The organism is Arcticibacter eurypsychrophilus, from assembly GCF_001730525.1.
Lineage (GTDB): Bacteria > Bacteroidota > Bacteroidia > Sphingobacteriales > Sphingobacteriaceae > Arcticibacter > Arcticibacter eurypsychrophilus.
In genome coordinates this window covers 37,322-58,271 of the sequence record NZ_MDFN01000019.1, presented here as the reverse complement: position 1 = coordinate 58,271, position 20,950 = coordinate 37,322, and the positions used below count along the sequence as shown (strand labels likewise).

15 protein-coding genes are annotated in these 20,950 nt (G+C 38.3%); 12 read left to right on the top strand and 3 right to left on the bottom strand.

All coding sequences use genetic code 11. The features are described from left to right. Nucleotides 1–258 precede the first annotated feature (258 nt). The 4 genes from BFL47_RS11710 (at nucleotide 259) to BFL47_RS11695 (ending at nucleotide 5,373) form a co-directional block, all read left to right on the top strand. Nucleotides 259–2,691 (top strand): LruC domain-containing protein, encoded by a 2,433-nt coding sequence (locus tag BFL47_RS11710; RefSeq protein ID WP_083257143.1) that lies wholly within the window; start codon nucleotides 259–261, stop codon nucleotides 2,689–2,691. Between the two features lie 404 nt (nucleotides 2,692–3,095). After that, entirely contained in the window at nucleotides 3,096–3,782 is a 687-nt protein-coding gene (locus tag BFL47_RS11705; protein WP_069659983.1) for a pseudouridine synthase, read from the top strand. A 67-nt stretch (nucleotides 3,783–3,849) separates the two neighbouring features. Further along, on the top strand, nucleotides 3,850–5,142 hold the full coding sequence (locus BFL47_RS11700; RefSeq protein WP_069659982.1) for a DEAD/DEAH box helicase: 1,293 nt from the start codon (nucleotides 3,850–3,852) through the stop codon (nucleotides 5,140–5,142). Nucleotides 5,143–5,148: 6 nt separating this feature from the next. Further along, complete coding sequence (locus tag BFL47_RS11695) at nucleotides 5,149–5,373, top strand: hypothetical protein (RefSeq protein WP_069659981.1); 225 nt, start codon at nucleotides 5,149–5,151, stop codon at nucleotides 5,371–5,373. Nucleotides 5,374–5,417: 44 nt separating this feature from the next. On the opposite strand, the gene BFL47_RS11690 is transcribed toward BFL47_RS11695, so the two are convergent. The 3 genes from BFL47_RS11690 to BFL47_RS11680 form a co-directional block, all read right to left on the bottom strand. After that, nucleotides 5,418–5,750, bottom strand: a complete 333-nt coding sequence (locus BFL47_RS11690) for a DMT family transporter (protein ID WP_069659980.1) — start codon at nucleotides 5,748–5,750, stop codon at nucleotides 5,418–5,420. Between the two features lie 64 nt (nucleotides 5,751–5,814). Further along, nucleotides 5,815–6,954 carry a glycoside hydrolase family 26 protein gene (locus BFL47_RS11685; RefSeq protein ID WP_069659979.1) on the bottom strand — a complete coding sequence of 380 codons (1,140 nt, stop codon included), beginning with the start codon at nucleotides 6,952–6,954 and terminating at the stop codon, nucleotides 5,815–5,817. Continuing rightward, nucleotides 6,944–8,083: an SGNH/GDSL hydrolase family protein gene (locus BFL47_RS11680; RefSeq protein WP_069659978.1), complete on the bottom strand. Its 1,140-nt coding sequence runs from the start codon at nucleotides 8,081–8,083 to the stop codon at nucleotides 6,944–6,946. Before BFL47_RS11680 ends, BFL47_RS11685 begins: the two co-directional genes overlap by 11 nt. Before the next feature lie 707 nt (nucleotides 8,084–8,790). On the opposite strand from BFL47_RS11680, the gene BFL47_RS11675 reads away from it, so the two are divergent. The 8 genes from BFL47_RS11675 (at nucleotide 8,791) to BFL47_RS11640 (ending at nucleotide 20,861) form a co-directional block, all read left to right on the top strand. Then, a complete protein-coding gene (locus BFL47_RS11675; RefSeq protein ID WP_069659977.1) occupies nucleotides 8,791–10,209 on the top strand; it encodes a sugar MFS transporter in 1,419 nt (472 codons plus the stop codon). A gap of 275 nt (nucleotides 10,210–10,484) precedes the next feature. Then, nucleotides 10,485–11,363, top strand: a complete 879-nt coding sequence (locus BFL47_RS11670) for an ROK family protein (protein WP_069659976.1) — start codon at nucleotides 10,485–10,487, stop codon at nucleotides 11,361–11,363. Nucleotides 11,364–11,450: 87 nt separating this feature from the next. After that, a complete protein-coding gene (locus BFL47_RS11665; RefSeq protein WP_069659975.1) occupies nucleotides 11,451–12,026 on the top strand; it encodes an RNA polymerase sigma factor in 576 nt (191 codons plus the stop codon). Between the two features lie 76 nt (nucleotides 12,027–12,102). Further along, on the top strand, nucleotides 12,103–13,308 hold the full coding sequence (locus BFL47_RS11660; RefSeq protein ID WP_069659974.1) for a FecR family protein: 1,206 nt from the start codon (nucleotides 12,103–12,105) through the stop codon (nucleotides 13,306–13,308). Nucleotides 13,309–13,518: 210 nt separating this feature from the next. After that, nucleotides 13,519–16,842, top strand: coding sequence for a TonB-dependent receptor (locus tag BFL47_RS11655; protein ID WP_245681357.1), 3,324 nt, complete (start codon nucleotides 13,519–13,521; stop codon nucleotides 16,840–16,842). A 37-nt stretch (nucleotides 16,843–16,879) separates the two neighbouring features. Beyond that, nucleotides 16,880–18,511, top strand: a complete 1,632-nt coding sequence (locus BFL47_RS11650; RefSeq protein ID WP_069659973.1) for a RagB/SusD family nutrient uptake outer membrane protein — start codon at nucleotides 16,880–16,882, stop codon at nucleotides 18,509–18,511. Nucleotides 18,512–18,528: 17 nt separating this feature from the next. Next, a complete protein-coding gene (locus BFL47_RS11645) occupies nucleotides 18,529–19,647 on the top strand; it encodes a SusE domain-containing protein (RefSeq protein WP_069660030.1) in 1,119 nt (372 codons plus the stop codon). Between the two features lie 56 nt (nucleotides 19,648–19,703). Continuing rightward, complete coding sequence (locus BFL47_RS11640) at nucleotides 19,704–20,861, top strand: glycoside hydrolase family 76 protein (RefSeq protein ID WP_069659972.1); 1,158 nt, start codon at nucleotides 19,704–19,706, stop codon at nucleotides 20,859–20,861. The last annotated feature ends 89 nt before the right edge of the window (nucleotides 20,862–20,950 follow it).

The window sequence follows — 20,950 nt, the reverse complement described above, 5'->3', positions numbered from 1 at the left end:
AAAAGGTATAGTTTTAAGAAAAGCTAAAAAGGAAATTTATAATTTTCTATTGTCAATCAAAGCTTTACCGATTCAAAACAAAATAGTAGGTTAGGAAAATAATTAAAAACTGAAGGGAAATTAATTTCCCAGTTTGTGTATCTTTACTTCATATAAAGTTAACATTCATCTTATTAACAGGTATTACGTTATTTAAAGCTGTGAAATAACTGTTGGCACATATGTTGCACACTTTCTATAAAATTGTAAAATTCTACCATGAACAAATATTTATTCTCAATCCTAATACTATTTGTTGTTTTCATCACCTCCTGCCAGAAAAGCGATATTACTGACCAGGTAGAAAACACAACCGTACTTGTTGTTCCATCATCATTCAATTGGGGAACATCCAGAGATGTCAGCTTCAATATCTCCATTACCGATTCACGTTTCGCAAACAGCATTCATGTGATCTCCATATATGCAGGCGATCCGGCAAATGGCGGTTCCTTATTATCAAAAGGAAGTGCAACATTAATCGCTGCTTTTAATACCAAGATTTATATACCATCCACTTTAACCGAAGTGTATGTGGTTAAAACATCTCCTGACGGATCCACAGTTTCAGACAAAATAGCTATTACCAGCACACAGGTTTCCATTGCGATAGGAACATCCAGTATTGTTCAATCCATATCAGCAGCAGCCTCAAAATCATTAACTACATTCAGCACCTCAGCAGTTGTTGAAACAAGTCCTGATTGTGGTACCGGAATAGTGTGGGCTGCACCTCAATATTCCTGGCAAGCATCCTTTCCCGTTAGCGGAGGTGTTTATGCTGTAAAAGCAGATGATGTAACCATCAACTTAAGCTATACCCATAATGCAACACTTGTTGTTTGCGGTAAGAATGTCATCTTAAATGGCGGCAACATAAACGGGTTAAAAATTATAGTAACCAGTACAGGTAGCCTAACCATTAACAGCAGCGTGCAGTGGAATGCAACTGCTTCAATCAAAAATTTTGGAACACTAAAGATGAATGCAGCCCAATGGGATCAACAGGTAGTTGGTTCTATATATAATGCAGGAACTTTCAATACAGAGAACTTAACCCTGGTATCAGGAACAATAACTAATTTTGGAACTATTAACGCCAACACATCTATATGGGTTAACGGAGGGGTATTCACTAATGAAGGTACTGTAAACGCATTAGGTACTTTTAATATGCAAAATGGTGGTCAATTTATTAACAATAGCCTTCTAACTACCAAAGGCATCTTCACTGTAGGTGGAAGCTCCAGCAAATTCAATAACAATGGTACCTTTACCAGTACTCTTGGTAATAATGTGATCATGGATGCTTCCTCTATCATCACCAATACAGGAACTTTCACTGCATTAACATCAACCTTAAGTTTCTCAGGCCTATTCACCAATGACGGAACAATACGGTTGAAAACCTTAAATGCATTAAATGGAACATTCAATAACAATTGTAAGTTAATCATCTCCGATCAGTTCGTTCTGAATGGAACAGTAATGAAAAATGCTTCTTTCATTGACGTCCAGACAAAATCTACGCTTACTTCCAATATGCAGTTATCAGCCAATGCAATCTTCCAAACTAAAGATATTGCAAGAAGCACCAACACCATTTCCGGTCCATCATCTGGAACTGTATGGTCTCTCTTTAAAGTAACCGGCACATCAGCAGCCGCTTTGAATAGTGAGGGCGGAATATTTACTGGTAATCTGTTATATTGTGATAACCTGCGCACACTGGATGCCCGACATTTTTCAAACAATGCAAAAAATGGCTGCGGCATCTATATCCCTTCCAGCGATTGTACCGATGGTTATGGAACGGCACCTGCTCCTGTATTAGTGGATACTGATAAAGATGGTGTAATTGACTTAAAAGACGATTATCCTTCCGATCCAACCAAAGCATACCGCAACCTACAAGCCAATTATGCAAATGGCGGATCAACTGTTGCTTTCGAAGATACATGGCCTTCAAAGGGAGACTATGATATGAACGACATCGTCCTTAACTATCGCTATGAAGTAGCCTCAAATGCTGCCAATATTGTAGTGGAAATAAAAGCGGACTATAAATTACTTGCCACAGGTGGTTCATATAAGAATGGTACTGGTATACAGTTTAATATCCCTGCCGCAAATCTGGAAAGTATTACTGGTGCTACTGTAGAAACTAATCAAGATAGCTTAGTCGTAATTCTTTTCAGCAATAGCCGGAACGAACAAACAAACTGGAACACTTCAGTAGGAACAGAAGCTACTGCAAAAGAATATTCCATGACACTAAAGATTAAAAACGGACCTACTATTGCTAAATTAGGTGTAGGTAACTACAATGTGTTTATTTGGAATGCAGGTAGCGGACGCGGATATGAAACTCACCTAGCCGGAAAGAAACCAACTAAATTGGCTAATACCGCACTTTTTGGAACTGCAGACGATAATTCAACCACAGCAAAACCTTACTTTAATAAAACAGGTTTGCCATGGGCGTTGGAAATTCCGGTATCTGCTTTCTCTTACCCAACAGAGAAAACGGATATTACCAAAGCTTATCTGCACTTTGCAAAGTGGGCTATATCAGGTGGAACAAGTTATACCGATTGGTATTCCAATACCTCCACAGGTTATAAGAACATCAGCAGCATCTTTGCAAAATAATAATAAAAGAATTCATTAAAAAAGCCCTTTTGGTCATTCCAAAAGGGCTTTTTTCGTTTTATAATCTACATCAAGTAGACCCTCTAAAACTTTACACACTTCTATGCACAGCAACACAGCTATATAAGTGTAGAATTTACAATAAAACCCAAGAAGCATTACTCTTTACATTAGCATTAAAGCGATTAAGTTCAATACTTGTAAATCGTTCATAAATTGCTCATTTTTGAAGTAACAAGTTTGTTTCCATTCATACTGTTCGTAAATTTGAACAAAGGGAGGCCATCATGATTGAGTTCTTTATATTCTCTATATGCATAATTTATTTTATGTGGGAGTTTGACCATAAATAAACTTGTAGCAGACGCTATGGATAAAAAATCTGTAAGTTTGCTATTAATTACATGCTAGATATACTATTCAGAGATGAGCACCTCATCGCCGTTAACAAACCTCATGGGTTATTAGTCCATCGTTCACCAATAGCTATCGATGTGCAAGAATTTGCACTGCAGCTCTTGCGTGATCAGATTGATCATTATGTGAGTCCAGTTCATAGACTGGACCGCAAGACAGGAGGTGTCCTGCTTTTTGCTTTAAACAAAGAAGCCGAAGTAGCCATGCATATTCAATTTCAGGAGAAAAAGGTTATTAAGAAATATCTGGCTATTGTACGCGGACATACGCCGGATGAAGAAGATATTGACTATGCTTTGAAAAAAGAAAATGGTACAATTCAGGAGGCCTTCACGCATTATCATACTCTCAAGCGGGCAGAATTACAGGTCGCATTGGGATCACACTCCACATCCAGGTATTCCCTGGTGGAGGCCAAACCCGAAACAGGAAGGATGCACCAGCTAAGAAAACACTTCGCTCATGTATTTCACCCTATTATAGGCGATCGGAAACATGGCTGCAATAAACAAAATAAACTCTTTAAAGAAACATGGGAAATGACCACGATGCTGCTCCACGCTTCATCTCTTTCCTTTAACCACCCTATCACCAATGAGGCAATCCTGATAGAAGCTCCACTGCAGGAAGAGTTTCGTAGGGTCATGCTCCTGATGGGCTGGGAATTAGTTTAACACCGAGAGTTTTTTTCAACGTATAAAATCGTAAATTTGCATTTCCCTATTTTTAATATTTAGTATTGTGTGGTTAGAAAAATTAAAGCTTAGTAAACAACTTGTAAGATCAGTCACTGAAGCCGGATACCTTGTACCCAAGGAAGTTCAGCTTAGAACAATGTCACGTATTATAGGTGGACAGGATATCATTGTTACCGGTCCTGAAGGCTGTGGTAAAACAACCACATATATACTGGGCGCATTAATGCGCTTAAAACAAATGCCTGAGGATGCTCCAAGGGTGTTGATTCTTGTTCCTGATAAAGACCGCGTTGATGCTGTGGTTGCTCAAATAAACCTGCTGAACAAAAACCTTTCACTGCGCACGGTATCCCTGGTTCCTGGAGCTGCAATGGAAAATCAGCTGAATGACCTTGCCGATGGCGCCGACATTATTGTAGCAACTCCTGACCGTGCACGTGCAATTTATCTTAAGCTTGCGCTGGACCTAAACAAAATTCAACTCTTTATCGTAGATGATGCAGAATTAATCGTTAAACATGGGCTCCAATTACCGGTAAACGAATTAGCCAACAGTATCATCAAATGCCAGCGTCTGGTCTTCGCAGAGCTAATGCATGCCCGGATCAGCCAGATGATCGATCCCTTTATGCGAAACCCGGTACACATTGAGATAGAAGAGGAAACGGATACCGTAGCAGCAGTCTTTGGACAACAGCTTTACCAGGTTCCAAACTTCAGGACTAAGCTCAATCTGTTAAACGATCTGTTGATTATCAATGAGCTACCTAAAACGGTCGTATTTGTCAACACACGACTTACCGCAGAGAAGGTCTACAATAGCTTGACTTCCCGCAATAAACACATGGCCGCCATTCTAAACCCGGTATTCTTTGAATCAAAGGGTGTGAGTTCGGTTGGAGAATTTCTTGATTCGGAAGCATTGAGTATCCTGGTCATTGCCAATGAATTAACGCCCTCGCTTGATCTTCAGGGAGTAGACAAACTGATTCACCTGGAACCACCTGTAGAAAAAGAAACCTATATCTCCAGAGTGATTAAGGCAAGTGATGATGAAGAAAGGGAATGTATTGTATTTTCAACCGATATAGAACTGGCAAGCATCAGGAAAATTGAACAGGCATTGGGTCTAAAGTTTTTGGTTCTTTCATTACCTGAAGACCTGTTTATCGATGTGGAAAGCAAAACGAAGACTAAAATAAAGACTACCGTAAAAAGAGTTGAAGAGTCCGAAAGGGGAGAAGCTTTTCATGAAAAATCAGAGAAAAACAGTAAAGACTTTAATATCGGTGCCGGTAAAAAGGCAAAATTAAATATGAAGCGTAAACATAATTAAATAAACATGGATGAACCATTTGATATCGCCGTCGGAGGAATAGAGTATTCTATATTTCCAGAAGAAGAAGATGTGTATACTGTTTTTAAAGACGGTCAGGAATACGTTAAAATACAGAAAGACACTGAATTGCAATGGCTAAAATTAGATCCAGATACAGATCTGCCCTTATTCGCAGAAGATGAAGAAGTAAATCGGATTGGTCGGGAGATCATAGCCTATAAAGCATAATAATTTAAAGCGTAGTACACCTTTTTAATCTCGGTGTACTACGTTTATCCAGCTGAAGACATAAATTTTAATCCAATTATCGAGCCGATAAGAGTGGTAATAAAAAATAGCCTACCCAATGTAGCCGGTTCTTTAAAAACCAGTATCCCCACTAAAACAGTCCCCACTGCACCAACACCTGTCCATACCGCATAAGCCGTTCCTATAGGCAAAGTTTGCGTTGCTTTAATGAGTAAAAGCATGCTCACAGACAGGCAAAAAACAAAACCTGTTCCCCACAATAAAGCAGTATTACCGCTGGTTTCTTTCATCTTTCCCAGACAGGAAGCGAAGCCTACTTCAAACAAGCCCGCAATAATCAATATGATCCAATTCATCTTATATGCTTTATCACACAAAGATGAACAGAAATTACGTCATTCCTGGATCCAAAAAGATGTTTTAATTCTTATAAATATGTTTTAGGTCTTTTTCAAAAAGTATAAATGGATCTTTGTAAAATTTAATAAAATCTGGAACACTTTGCTGACCAGGGTATGGCGCATAAAAATGTGTTGCACTTTTAGAATCATTTCTCCAAACCAAAACATAACAAAGTTCCAGGTTAGCGCTCTTTAATGTTTTCAGTAGCACATCTGTCCACCATACCGGATTTGGAATCGTCTCCAGTCCAGTTTCCGTAAAGGCCGCAAGCTTACCTGTTTTCTTTGCATAATCAGATACAATACGCAGTCTTTTTACAGCCGCATCCAAGTCGTACTTCCCTTCGCGTCCAAAATCGGCATAATCATCCATGCCCACCAAATCCACATAGGCATCGCCCGGATACCGATCCAAGTATTCTTCTTCAGTAGTAAACCTGACATCAGGCGAAAACGCATAAATAAAATTATGTACATCCAAAGAATCCCTTAAGTAAGTCACCGTAAACCGCCATAAACTAATAAATTCTTCTTTTTTGCAATAAGGCTTGCCCCACCAGAACCAATCGCCATCAAACTCATGATACGGGCGGAAGATCATGGGAACTGCTTGGCCATCCTTACCTTTTGCAGATTTAGCCACTTCAGCAAGCGTTTTTAAAATCTTCTTGTACTGCTCATGATGCGATCCTCCGGGAATAATATCCGGAACTGCTGGAGCAGATACCGAATCCTTCCAGTAAAACCCGGTTTCAGGGGTAACGGGATTGTTAAAATGCCACGCTACAGTAGTCACTCCACCTCTCCTGTAAGTATCCCTGATAGATTTCTTCAAAAAAGCTTTTGATTTACTGATACTCTCCGTTGATTTTCCCCATAAACTCGAAAAATCAACACCAATCACCGCAGGATGAGATCCGGTGACCGATTTGACATCTGAGCGATTTTTATCACCGTACCAGCCATGTCCGTATTCTGTTGCACTCTGGTGTCCAAACAAAATCTGATGTCTTGAAATAGCTTTCAGATTTTTAAACAGTGCCTGTGTTTCAAGGTTAGCTTTCTGATCCGTTAAGCCTCTCATAGATTCATTATCTTGGGCGATAACATGCAGACTAACCATTGCGAGCGCTGCTATAAACAAATTCTTACATTTCATTCCTGATTTCAAATTGCCATTTTTTAATGTTCGTTATAAAGCCGGTTAGTTCATTGGCTATTTCCTGATGCTCCGTTAAATCAGGATGCCCGCCACATCCTTTACTGAATCTTTTAGTGAAGAAGTAAGTATATACATTTTTATCTCCCTGTGCCAGTACATTGGCTACTACGGAGGTTAACATTTTCTTCATAAAAGGAACCAGTATAGAATCGGCCATGGGGCTAGTTAGGCAAACGATAGAAGCTTCCGGGTAATGTTTCCTGATCGTTCCAATAAAATCCACATAGGCGTTACAAAAAGCAGCAGAATCCTGCTGTCCATCATTTTGACCCAGACAAACAGTCACAATATCTGGCTGATAACGGGAGAAATCCCAGGAGATCTTGTTATCACGCATGTTAAGTTTATCAAATACCTGCGGCATGGTGACGGGCAATTCACAGCAACTATGAATTAAGCCAATCCCAGAAACTGAAGTTAGTACCCATTCGGCCTGAAGGGCACGTGCAGTCAGAGGCCCATAACTCAAATACGCATTATGCTGATCATACCAATCTTTTGTACTTTCACATGGTATAGTTAAATCGCTGCCTGTGCCACAGGTAATAGAATTTCCAATAAATTCAATTTTACGAACAGGTCGTGGAGATGGGGGCAAAAGCTTTTTACAACGGATCCCTACAAACTCCAGGTAACCTATACCTGATTCTGTGGATTTGCAGATCAATAGGGTATGAGTTTTGCCGGTCAGGTTTTCAGCAACCGTCAAAATGTTATTTTTACCAGTGAGTTTAATTCGCTTTGGAACGTTATTATCAACCACCACGGAAATGTAGTTGTGACTCGTACCATATAATACTTCATCATTCAACTCAATCTGGCAGCTGCTGCCTTCAAAATTTGCTTTAATGTATACTCCGGGTGAATAAAAACGAGGTAAAGCAGGATTTGTAAAATCGATACGGCCTGTGTATTGAAAACTTTTCTCTTTTGCACTATAAAAAACAAGTTTTTGATTCGGGTCCTTTGAGGATTCCGGCGCATAAGGTTCACCAAAAACAGAGGAAAGACCTGTAAAAAGGCCAATCACAAAAAGTAAGATAGAAATGAATTTAATTTTAGGCATATAAAAGGGTCTGTTATATCAAGAAAGTATTTGAATCAAAGGAAGCAGAAATACAGTAAGCTGTTCAATTGATTTTAAAATTATTCAAATAACATGAGATTAAAATCTGGATTATAATACTTTTTTAGCCAAAGTTGCTATAATCTTGTAAAGCATAAAGATTGCATTTTAATTTGATTATGTCCATGCTAAAGACAAACACGGTAAGAGTTTGCCATGCATAAATAGATATCCGGTTATGACCTTTTTATTATTCAAAGCAAAATAATTCTATATTAAGTCCATGTTAAGTCCATGTTAAGTCCATGTTTTTCCATAAAAACATGGACTTAACATGGACTATTGTCAGATTCATTATCGTAGCATTAATAGTAAATTACTAAGATTACTTTATAGAAATAGGGGTATATTAGAGTTAAACACAATAAATTGAGATTCCAAACAGGATTATAGGGCATGCAGAAATCAAACCAGGCAGCAAAATCAATCATTCAAATCGTAACACGTATTCATAATAAAGGTCCTAAAAAATATTAGGGGAGAGATCCAGGTTTTAATCGTTCAATAAACAATTAAAATGCTAAAAAAAGTTCATTTCAAGCTTAATAAATTAATTTAGCATGAAACAAATAATATTACCTTTGCAAAGTCTTGAGGAAGGCAAAACCAATAAACTTATTTAATTATATAAATCTTATAAACCTAATATGGTAGGAAACACAATTGAGACTGGTCACCAACCCAGTGCTGAAACATCAAAGAATTACACTGTACCTTTTGCTACACTGACTTCTTTGTTTTTTATGTGGGGATTCATAACCTCCATGAATGATATTTTAATTCCTCATTTAAAGGAACTTTTTTCGCTCAGTTATCTGCAATCGATGCTGGTACAATTTTGCTTCTTTGGTGCCTATTTCATTGGCTCGCTTTGCTACTTCATCATTTCTTATTATAAAGGTGACCCAATTAATAAAATTGGTTACAAAAATGGAATGCTGTTAGGTCTTGTGGTTTCCGCACTTGGATGCTTTCTATTTTATCCAGCATCTGTATTATCAATATATGGCTTATTTTTAGGTGCGTTGTTCATTCTAGGCTTAGGTTTTACGCTGTTGCAAATTGCAGCAAATCCATATGTATCCCTTTTGGGAGATGAAAAAAGTGCTTCAAGCAGGTTAAATCTCGCACAGGCATTCAATTCCCTGGGAACAACGATTGCTCCGATATTAGGTGGATTTTTAATATTCGAATTATTCTCAAACAATGGCGTATTGTCTGCTGATGCCACTAAAACACCTTATATCGCATTTACAATCATTTTTCTTGTTGTTGCATTTATCGTGTATAAGATCAATCTGCCTACATTTAAATCAGATGAAACGGAACATGGTGGTCTTGGTGCATTCAAATTCCCACAACTGAGATTAGGTATTTTGGGAATTTTCTTTTATGTAGGAGGCGAGGTTTCCATTGGTAGTTTTATGATTAATTACCTGGCGCATGAAGATATTATGAATATCCCTGAATCAGTAAGTAAAAACTACCTGGCGTTATACTGGGGAGGTGCAATGATCGGCAGGTTCCTGGGTGCAATATCGTTAAATCAAACATTGACGGCTTCTAAGAAATTAATCTATATGATCGGTGTTGCAATCGTTGTATTCGCTTTACTTTTCAGCATTGTAGATCTAAGCTTTATGCAGATTAGCGCTTTCTTAGGCTTTATCGTGCTTAACCTGATTGGTTTCTTCATTGGTAAATCAGCACCGGCACGTACGCTTGCTATTTTCGCCGTTGTGAACATGATCCTGGTACTTACCAGTATCTTCACATTTGGCCCTGTGGCCATGTGGACACTGTTGAGCGTAGGTCTGTTTAACTCGATTATGTTTTCGAACATCTTTACACTTTCAATTGCAGGTTTAGGAAGATATACTAGTCAGGGATCTTCCCTTCTGGTAATGGCGATTTTAGGTGGTGCTGTAGTTCCGTTAATACAGGGAGCTCTTGCTGATTCAATTGGCATCCATCATTCTTTTATCGTTCCTGTGATTTGTTATGGATATATCCTGTTTTATGGTATCTTTTGCGCAAAAAACGTAAAACTGTCAGAGCTGCCCTAAGCACCTCTGATATAAAATTAAATTCAATACTATAACCAGCTTGAAAAAGGATTATTAGGATCGTCTGATCTTTATAGTCCTTTTTTTATGTCTGTCCGCCGAACTTCAGCTCAGAAAAATCATATTACCCTAATTTGAACTAAATCTAATCATATCAAGAAGATCTCTAAAAACAAAGCAAACTTTAATAATAATTGATAAATCCATTTAATTATTTGCTAAAACGTTTTACTATTTATATGTTTGTTTGACATTATAAATCAGCATAAATTAATATGAATAGTTCAATAGTGATGGGAGTAGATATTGGTGGCTCTCATATAACAGCAGCTTTAGTTGATCTTGATAATAAACAAATACTACCAGAAACCTGGTTACGCAAACATATAGATTCTCATGCTAAGGCTAATGCAATTATTGAATCCTGGGCTGAATTAATAAATAATGTATTTAGCCATTTAAAAACAGATGATAAGAAGATAGGAATTGGAATACCAGGGCCACTTAATTATGATACCGGAGTTAGTTATATAAAAAACCAGGACAAATACGATACCCTGTATGGTTTGAATCTAAAAGAACTGTTATCGAAAAAACTAGAAATCCCAGCGGATCATATCCGCTTGATGAATGATGCGGCCAGTTTTCTGCAAGGCGAAGCATTCGGAGGAGCAGGGGCTGATTATAATTCTGTGATAGGATTAACATTAGGAACCGGACTGGGATCTTCCTGGTATAGGAAAGGAGTGGCACATGATGCAGATCGGTGGAATAATCCTTTTAAAGATACTATTGCCGAAGATTATTTATCTACGCGCTGGTTTGCTCAGCGTTATTTTGAGCTCAGCGGGAAAAAAGTAACAGATGTAAAAACGCTGGTCAGTATGGCAGAAAGTAATCCTCACATTGACCAATTGTTTGAAGAATTCGGAACAAATCTAGCTGCTTTCTTAAATATGTTTATTGAAATAGAAAATCCGGAGGCCGTGATATTGGGAGGAAATATTGCGCAGTCTTTCTATTTATTTGAAGATGCGCTCCGTGTTGGACTTTTACCTCAATATAGCACTATTCCCATTTTAAAAGCAAAATTAGGGGAGGAAGCCATTTTAGTAGGAGCGTCTTCGCTATGGAGAGAGAATATACTATCATAATACTTATTCTATTGAAAACCTGATCGATAATAAAATCAGTAATTCAAGAAAAAGGATTTAAATTAGCTTAGCTTAAATACCAGCTCAATGCAAGCTTATAACCAATTAACCGATTTTGACCTGGCAGTACTTCTTAAAAATGGCGAAAGGAATGTTTTTAGAGAAATATACGATCGTTACTGGGATAAATTATACGTTATTGCCAGTAAACGCTTGAATGATGAACTGGAAGCAGAGGAAGTAGTACAGGATATTTTCTGCAATCTATGGCGCAGGCGGGATTATTTTGTTTTAACAACAGGCTTCAGCAATTACTTTGCAACGGCAGTGAAGTTTGAAGTGATTAATCGGCTGGCAAAGCGAGTCAGGCAGCAGGTATATCAAAAGGAAGCAGCCAGATCGTATTCCGAATTGGATTATACTACCTTACAAACGCTTGATCTGAATGAACTAAAAACCAGGCTTCAGCATACTATTGATACACTACCAGATAAGTGCCGTTTGGTATTTACACTTAAACATGAAAAGGGCTATACGCAAAGACAGATTGCACAAGAACTCTGCATCTCTGAAAAAACCGTAGAAGTGCATTTATCCAGAGCACGCAAAACCCTTCGAAGCTCATTCGGGAACCTGTTCAACTGGATTATACTCTTTATTTAAATCTACACTAAATTTATTTGCATTTGGACTAAGGGATTTGTGCTACAGGTTTGGCTATTATAGAAAGAACGCCAATATGCCCGATCAAAACACAGAAAAACGTATGTATGAACTTGCTGAGAAGTGGAGGCTAGGTACGATTACTGATGCGGAAAAAGTATCGTTCAATACCTGGTACGCTTCATTTGACGACCGTATACTGGAAAGTGAATCAGCCGAAACACCCGAGGAGCTTAAAGAACGTCTCTATTCGGCTATTTTGAAAAATACCCATGAGCACATACCTCACATTAAAAGAACTGCAATTATTAAATATATTTTGGCAGCTGCAGCTGTTGTACTTCTTGTTTTATCATTCGGGGCATATCAGTACATCCAAATTAACTTTTCTCAGAAGAACCAAATTGTCAGCACTAAATTTAAGGACATCAACCCAGGTGGAAACAAAGCGATCCTGACTCTTTCCGACGGCTCGCAAATCATCCTGAATAAAGAGAAAAAAGGTCTTCTGGCTAACCGCGGTAATATCGCAATCAGGAATGATCAGGATGGTCAGGTTGTTTTTCAGATTTTGAAAGGCGGACATGCTGATGCTGATTCCCGCAACTTGGCATACAATACCATTAGTACGCCAAAAGGAGGACAATATATGATTATTCTACCCGATGGTACCCGGGTATGGCTCAACGCAGCATCATCTCTAAAATTTCCCGCACAGTTTTCAGGAAGAACACGAAAAGTAGAATTGACAGGGGAGGCTTATTTTGAGGTAAAAACGATAATAGCAAAGAAAGGACATGATAAAATGCCTTTTATCGTACATACAATTTGTGAGGAAGGGGATAGAAGAGAACAGGAAATCCGTGTACTGGGCACCCATTTCAACATAAATGCTTATGCAGATGAAGCGGTATCCAAAACCACATTATTGGAAGGATCTGTCCGTGTTACTCAATTAGCCACACATACTACCCGGTTATTGCATCCCGGTCAGCAAGCAAAAGTTGCCCATGACATTCAACTATCCAATGTAGATACAGAGGAGGTGCTTGCCTGGAAAAACGGTTATTTCGTATTTGAAAATGAAAATATTGGCAGTATTATGCGAAAGATTTCCCGATGGTACAATGTGGATATCGAATATAAAGGAAACATTCAGAATAAACGATTTGGGGGAACTATTTCTAAGTTCAAAAACGTCTCTGAAGTGCTAAAAATAATGGAGTTAACAGGAGTTATTCACTTCGGAATTGAAGAAAGGAGGATTACAGTTATGCCATAAAACTATACTAACAAGCGCTTAACCTGAATAAACAGGAGCGATTCGGCCCGCTCCTGTAAACAATGAGGCTAACCAGCAAGATTTTGACTAACAATATCCTATAATTAAACCTAAAATCAAATGTATAAAATTTGTACTGGATTAATATGCAGTTACATGAACCGCATATCTTTTAAATTTTTGCTCGCCATGAAACTAACCATTTGTTTAATGATGGCAGCATTTTTACAAGTGAGCGCGAAAGGATACGCACAGAAAATTAATTTAGCGGAACATAATGTAACCATTGAAAAGGTTTTCAAAGAAATCAAGAAACAAACCAATTATGATTTCTTCTATGATCTTGATATGTTGCAGGAAACCAAACCTATTAATATTTCTGTAAAAGATGCCTCTATTGAGGATGTACTTGTAAAATGTTTTGCCGGACAACCCCTGACCTTTGTGATTGAAAGGAACACAATTGTAGTCAGGAAGAAAACTGAAAGGACTCAAACCTTTGCAGGTACGTCTTTCAATCAAGCTGTTAACCTTACAGGAAGGGTAACGGATGAAAAGGGTGATGCGCTTCCGGGGGTAAGTGTACGACTCAAGGGAACTTCAATAGCAACCAGCACGGATGTGGATGGTCGGTTTAAAATCAGCACTCCTAATGACAACGGGGTACTTGTATTTTCTTTTATCGGTTATGCTGCTAAAGAAGTAATTATTACAGGACAAACTACCATTTCAGTGAGCCTGATTCCAGAGCAAAAAGCTTTAGAAGAAGTTGTAGTAGTGGGTTACGGAACGCAGCGTAGATCAAGTGTGGTGGGAGCGGTAGATCAGATTAAAGCGAGTCAGATTGAAGATCGTCCGGTAGGCAATGTTACTCAAGCACTTCAAGGGTCATCGCCAAGCCTTGTTATTCAACAGCGAAGCATGAATCCTAATGACAACGCTATGAATATCAATCTTAGAGGGGTTAGCACTATTGGGAATAATTCTCCCTTATTGGTGATTGATGGGATAATCAGTGATGACATTAATAATATGAACAATCTGAATCCGAATGATATTGAAAGCGTTTCGGTTTTAAAAGATGCTGGGAGTTCAGCCATTTATGGATCACGTTCGGCCAATGGAGTTATTTTAATTACAACCAAAAAAGGCAAAAAAGGCATGGAGCCTGTCATCAGATTCGGTGGAATTGTTGGAACTCAAAACGCCGAAGTGTTGATGACCCCTTTAAAAGGATATCAGAACGCATTGCTACGAAATGACTCTTACGTAAATTCAGGAGCGAATCCCATATATTCTTCCGAGCAAATAAGTCAGTTTGCTACTGGTGACAGCGAATATTTTCTGAATGGAATTTTAAAGGATGGATTACAGCAAAATTATAATATAAATGTACAAGGGGGATCAACCAATACGGCTTACATGATCTCTCTTGGATATTATGATCAGAAAAGTAATTATAAAGGGCCAGATTATGGCACAAAACGCTACAACTTTCGTTCGAATATTACTACCGATATTGGACGATTGAAACTTTCCACCATTTTGTGGTATGACAGAAGTGATAGTAAAGCTTATCAAGGAGATAATGGGTTCTTAATAGCTGATGCATCCCGTATTCCGGTATATAATACCTACGTTTTAAAAGATGAAAATGGGAGATACTATACGAATGAAGTACTGACTGCTGGTAATCCATTAGCGAATTTAGAGCATGGTGGTTATATAAATTCAGTGAATGATCATTTTCAGGGAAGTTTAAACGGAGAAGTTGAACTGTTGAAAGGGTTAAAGGCAAAGGGATTATTAGGGTTAGACCTTCGTCCCGAAAACCGTTTAATCAGGAGGTTCTACTGGCCGGTGTACAATTTGTCGGGCGATGAGACTCCAGTAAATCAAAATGATTCGAAGAACTATAGTATTGAAGATTATAGCGCAAAAGCAACTGTTTTGAATGTACAAGCAATGTTAGATTATACGCATTCATTTGCAAAAGTTCATAACATCTCTCTTCTTGCTGGAGTATCCAACGAATCATACCGTCAACTTCGGCAAGAAGTAAAGAAAAAATTTGTAGATCCTATATTAGGAACACCTGTTGAAGGAACTATTACAGATGAAAGCAGTTATAATACTGTAGGTGGAACTACCGAAAGAAGTATTTATTCAGGGTTTGGACGGGTAGGATATTCTTATAATGATAAATATCTTGCTGAAGCAAGTTTTAGATATGATGGATCTTCGAGGTTCGCTCCAGACAAACGATGGGGATTTTTCCCTGCAGTATCCTTGGGATGGCGTGCTTCAGAAGAAAACTTCCTCGAATCTTGGAAAGATAGAGTAGGAGATTTGAAGATAAGGGGTTCTTATGGTAAGCTTGGTAATCAAAACGTAGATGATTATCAAACATTTGCAACTTATACGATATATCCCAGTCAATACGGCTTTAATAATGTATCAGTGCCAGGTACTGGATATACCTTCGGCAACCCAGGATTACAATGGGAAACGACGACAACATTAAATATTGGGGCAGATGCATCTTTCTTTAAAAGCAGACTAAGGGCAACTTTTGACTATTTTCATAAAACAACTAAGGATATTCTATTAGTACCTCAAACCCCACTTACTTTAGGAGGAGCAGTACCCAATGCAAATTTAGGGGAAATAGTCAATCAAGGTTGGGAGTTCTCCCTTAATTATAATCTGCGACATAATAGATTTAGTCATTCATTCGGATTCAATATTGGTGATTCCCGTAATGAAGTAATTAAATTTGAAGGGAATGAACAGATCTCAAAATCTGATGAGATTGAACGGATTGTTCGAATAGGTTTACCGTTATTTAGTTATTACGGATATAAAACAGAAGGATTTTTCCAAAATGAGGAAGATGTTAAGAATTCTGCCCTACCTATAGGAGTGTCACCCCAGCCTGGAGATGTCAAATATAAAGATCGTAACGGTGATGGTATTATTGATGACAGTGACCGATATGTTTTGGGACATGCTTTCCCTCGCTATACTTTCGGAATAACTTACGATGTTCAGTGGAGAGGGTTTGACTTGAATATGTTATGGCAAGGTGTTGGCAAACGCGATATGGCTTTACGTGGTGAATCTATTGAGCCGTTTCATGGGGGCTATTCCTTTGTTATGTTTGAACATCAACTAGATTATTGGACACCTGCAAATCCTGATGCATCAAGGCCAAGGCTTACTGCTCCAGGTACTGCATCTACCATTAATAATTACGGTAAAGGGTCTGACCTAAATATTTTCAACGCTGCATACTTGCGTATGAAAAACATTCAAATTGGTTATACCATACCCAAAAAATTGGTTTCTAATATGGGTCTGAACACAGTGCGTGTTTTCATCAGTGGACAGAACCTAATTACTTTCACAAAGAACTCTTTCATTGATCCAGAATCTACAGAATTTGGTGGAAGTATGAATGCGTCAGGTGCTAACAGTGGGCGTAACTATCCTCTACTTAAATATATTGGTGGTGGTTTTGATATTCAGTTTTAACTGAGAGCATAAAATTAAAACTATATAATAAGGAATCATGAAAAGGAAATATATAAAATATAGCACTCTTGCTTTAATGATAACATGTTTATCTTTTGCAGGATGCGTAAAGCTGGATGTTGTGCCTACCAGTAAGTTTACAGATGAAACTTACTGGACATCTTTAGATAAGGCTAACTCTGTATTAAACATGGCATATCGGCAGATGTTTAGCAGCGATTACTTCATGGCAAATGAGATATTGAGCGACAACGTTTATAACGGTTACGGATCCTCTACCGAAAAGATCATTGCAACGGGTCTGGCGGATGCTTCAAACGCACGATTTGAAAGTGAATGGGGCGCCTGCTATGGAGGAATTAAAACCTGTCACACTTTTTTGGCCAATATAGATAGAGTTACGGGTATGGATCCGGAACTGAAAGAAAAAAGAAAAGCTGAAATTCGCTTTATACGTGCCTCACTCTATCTGGAGCTTACGACATGGTACGGCGCAGTACCTCATTTCACTAGTGATATTACACTGGATGAATCAAAGGCGCTTAAGCCTAAGTCCCACGCAGAAATAATGCAATGGATTCACCAGGAATTAGACGAAGTTGCCGTTATTTTACCTAGTCGGGAAGAATATCAAGCAGCAGATAATGGTAGGATTACACGAGGTGCGGCTGTTGCACTTAACGCACGTGCTTATCTATATGATAATGATTGGGCCAAGGTTGCAGAATATTGTGACAAACTCATTAACACTACAGCAAATGGCACATATGGGTTGTTTCCCAACTATGAAGAATTGTTTTGGGCAAAGAATGAATATAACAACGAAATCATCCTAAGCATTCAATACGTTCCTGAAGTAAAAACCTGGGGAAATCTGGTTGATTTTGCGCCCATGTCTGCCGGTGCTCGTCTATGTTTAGCAGGTCCGACTCAGGGTCTTGTTGACAGTTACCTAATGAAAAATGGTAATAAATGGACAACCGCTGATCCTGATTACGCCAACCGCGATCTACGTTTAAATGCGAGTATCGTATATGATGGATCCAAATGGAAAGACAGGACAGGAACAGAATACACTGTTGTTATCCATCCGGATGGTACTGTTCCTGCAGGGAAATCGTCAGATAAGTATACAGGAGCGGGAACCGCACAAACTCCTACAGGTTATTACTATCGTAAATTTTGTGATCCTGACCCTTTAACATACTCGGGTGGTGGTTGGGCTTCAAGTCTCAACATTCCTTTGATTCGTTTCGCCGATGTGTTACTAATGTATGCGGAAGCAAAAAATGAATTAAGCCAGATGGACGCTTCAGTTTGGGATTTAACCATAAGAAAGTTAAGACAAAGAGCTGGTTTCGACAACACAGGTGAAGCTTTGAATCTACCTGTTGGTACACAAGCAACACTACGTGAAGTTATTCATAATGAACGCCGTTGCGAACTGGCTTTAGAAGGATTTAGGGTCTTTGATATTCGTCGTTGGAAAACAGCCGAAATTGTATTGACACAACCTTCTCGTGGTGCTAAATTTGATAAAAGCAGTGGAAGCTACGATTACATCAAACTGCCTGCTGGAAACTTTAGCCGAAACCGTGATTATTTATGGGCAATACCAAGGAAAGAACTCCTTTTAAATCCCAATTTAATACAGAACCCAGGATATTAATTATTAAAAAGACTATTATGAAAAAGAATATATTGTCAATTTGCTTTTCTTTAATATTAATTATGGCCTTTTTGGGCTGCGATAAAAATGAAGATTTTAAGGAAGTTACTGTAACTGAAGTTAATACTCTTTATTCACCAGATGATGCTCGAAATATCGTATTACAATCGGCAACATCTAGTTTATACTTTGAGTGGGAAAAAGCTGTAGCCCAGGACAATGGTTTAGTTTATTACGATGTTTTATTTGATAAACAGGACGGTGACTTCTCCAATCCGATCTTCGTTGTCACTGCTGACAATAACGGAATAAGCACAGGAGCAAGCATAACTCATAAAGTACTGAATAAAATTGGCGGCCTGGCGGGTATTCCATCTTCGACAGAAGGGGTACTTAAATGGACCGTAGTATCTTCCAGAGGGCTCACAAAAGTAATGTCAAAGCAAAGCCGTAAAATAAATATTACCAGGTTAAGTGGTATCGACGCCCCAAGTGCATTGTATCTTACAGGCGAAGGAACTGAAGGCGGTGCAGAGTTAGCAAATGCATTAACTGTAAAGCCACTCAGTGGAGGTACTGAATTTGAAATTTATACCAAGATACTTGCAGGTAAGAAATACAGTTTTGTTGATTCAAAGAGTAAGGTATCAAGAACATTCTCAGTAGATGCGGCAGGTACTACCTTCAAAGAAAACGAGAATGGAGCAACAGTTGCAAAGGATGGAATATATAAGATTAATTTAGACTTTAATACAACAGCTATTTCAATAAAGGAAATCACAAAATTAGATTTCTTTATGTGTACTCCTCAACAAAGGGCAACATTAGCCTATCAAGGAAAAGGAGTGTGGAGAGTAAATGATGTTGTACCAGATTTCACAACAAATTGGGGAGATGATAGATATTTCTTCTGGTTGACAATGGGAGGAACGGAACAAAAATTGGCTAGCATAAATAAAGACAATCAACCTCCATCAACTACAACAGGAGCATATTTTTCGTTACAGTTGAATTCATCGGACAAGAATCAATGGGATTATTCATTTAAATTCCCTAATAGAACAACTAAAAAATGCAGTATAGTTGTATCCTTTAGCTCTGACAGCGAAAAATATACCCATCAAATAATATACTAAATCGGCATATGAAAGCACGAATTGTTAATTGTAGTTTTTTATTTAACAAAAAACAAATGAAGACAATAATATTAATTGCTGGAATAGCACTTATAAGTAGTTCTTGTGGGAAAATCGAGGACGAATATATAAATAGGAATACCACGTACCCTGTTGACTGGAGTGCTGCTGCTGACAGTAGTAGCATGAGTTTCGTGAGCGTATATTGGAACTCTACAAAACATCATTTTAATAATGACAATTTGGGCGCAATTGGCCAATATGATTACTGGCCTGAAGCTCATGGCCTTGACGTTATGGTTGACGCCTATCAAAGAACAAAAAATGATGCATATAAGCAACGAATCTCTGATTTTTATGAAGGAGTCAAAGCAAAGAATGGAGGGCGTTTTTACAATAATTACTATGACGACATGGGCTGGCATGGGCTGGCTCATCTACGCGCATTTGAAGCAACCGGAGACGTTCGTTATGAAGTATCGTCAAAACAACTTTGGGAATGGATTGCAGCCGGTTGGAATGAAGATGACGGCGGAGGAATACCATGGAACCATGAAAATACAACTGAAGGAAAGAGCAAAGGGGTTCCATCAAATGGTCCAGCTGCAATTATAGCAGCCAGACGTTGGCAAAAATATGGGGAAGCCGAAATTATTAACGGCCATAATAATTTATACTGGCTCTCGCATATTTACAATTGGATGAAAGAAAACCGGGTTGTGCAGCAATCAGGACGGGTATATGATAATTTCGCTGATAAAAATGGCGATTGGACCTATAATGCAGGAACATATATCGGTGCCGCATTAGAGTTTTATAAAATTACCGGTAATAAAGTTTACTTAAATGATGCTATGAAAACAGCTGATTGGACTACAAGTACTTTGGTAAATTCAACCAATAAAGTACTTAGTGATTGGGCTGAACAACAAGATCATGATGTGAATCTGTTTAAAGGTATTTTTGTTCGGTATCTTACCCAACTTATCCTAAATAAAGATTTGCCAGAAACTGCAAGAAAAAGATATGTCAATTTTTTAAAGCATAACGCAGAGATATTATGGACTGCAGGAACTAGCAAAAATCCTGTTATTTTATATGGTTATCATTGGTGGCAAGCTCCTGAAGCAAATGCTAGTTTGCGCGCTGAATTAAGTGGATGCATGCTGATGGAATCACTGGCCATGCTTAAAAATGAAGGTTTTCTTGATTAGTAAGATTAAACTAGTTCACTTGTAGTGTGTTAGCAGGAGATTTATAGATTATAAATCTCCTGCTAACACACTACTTTAAAAAAATTACT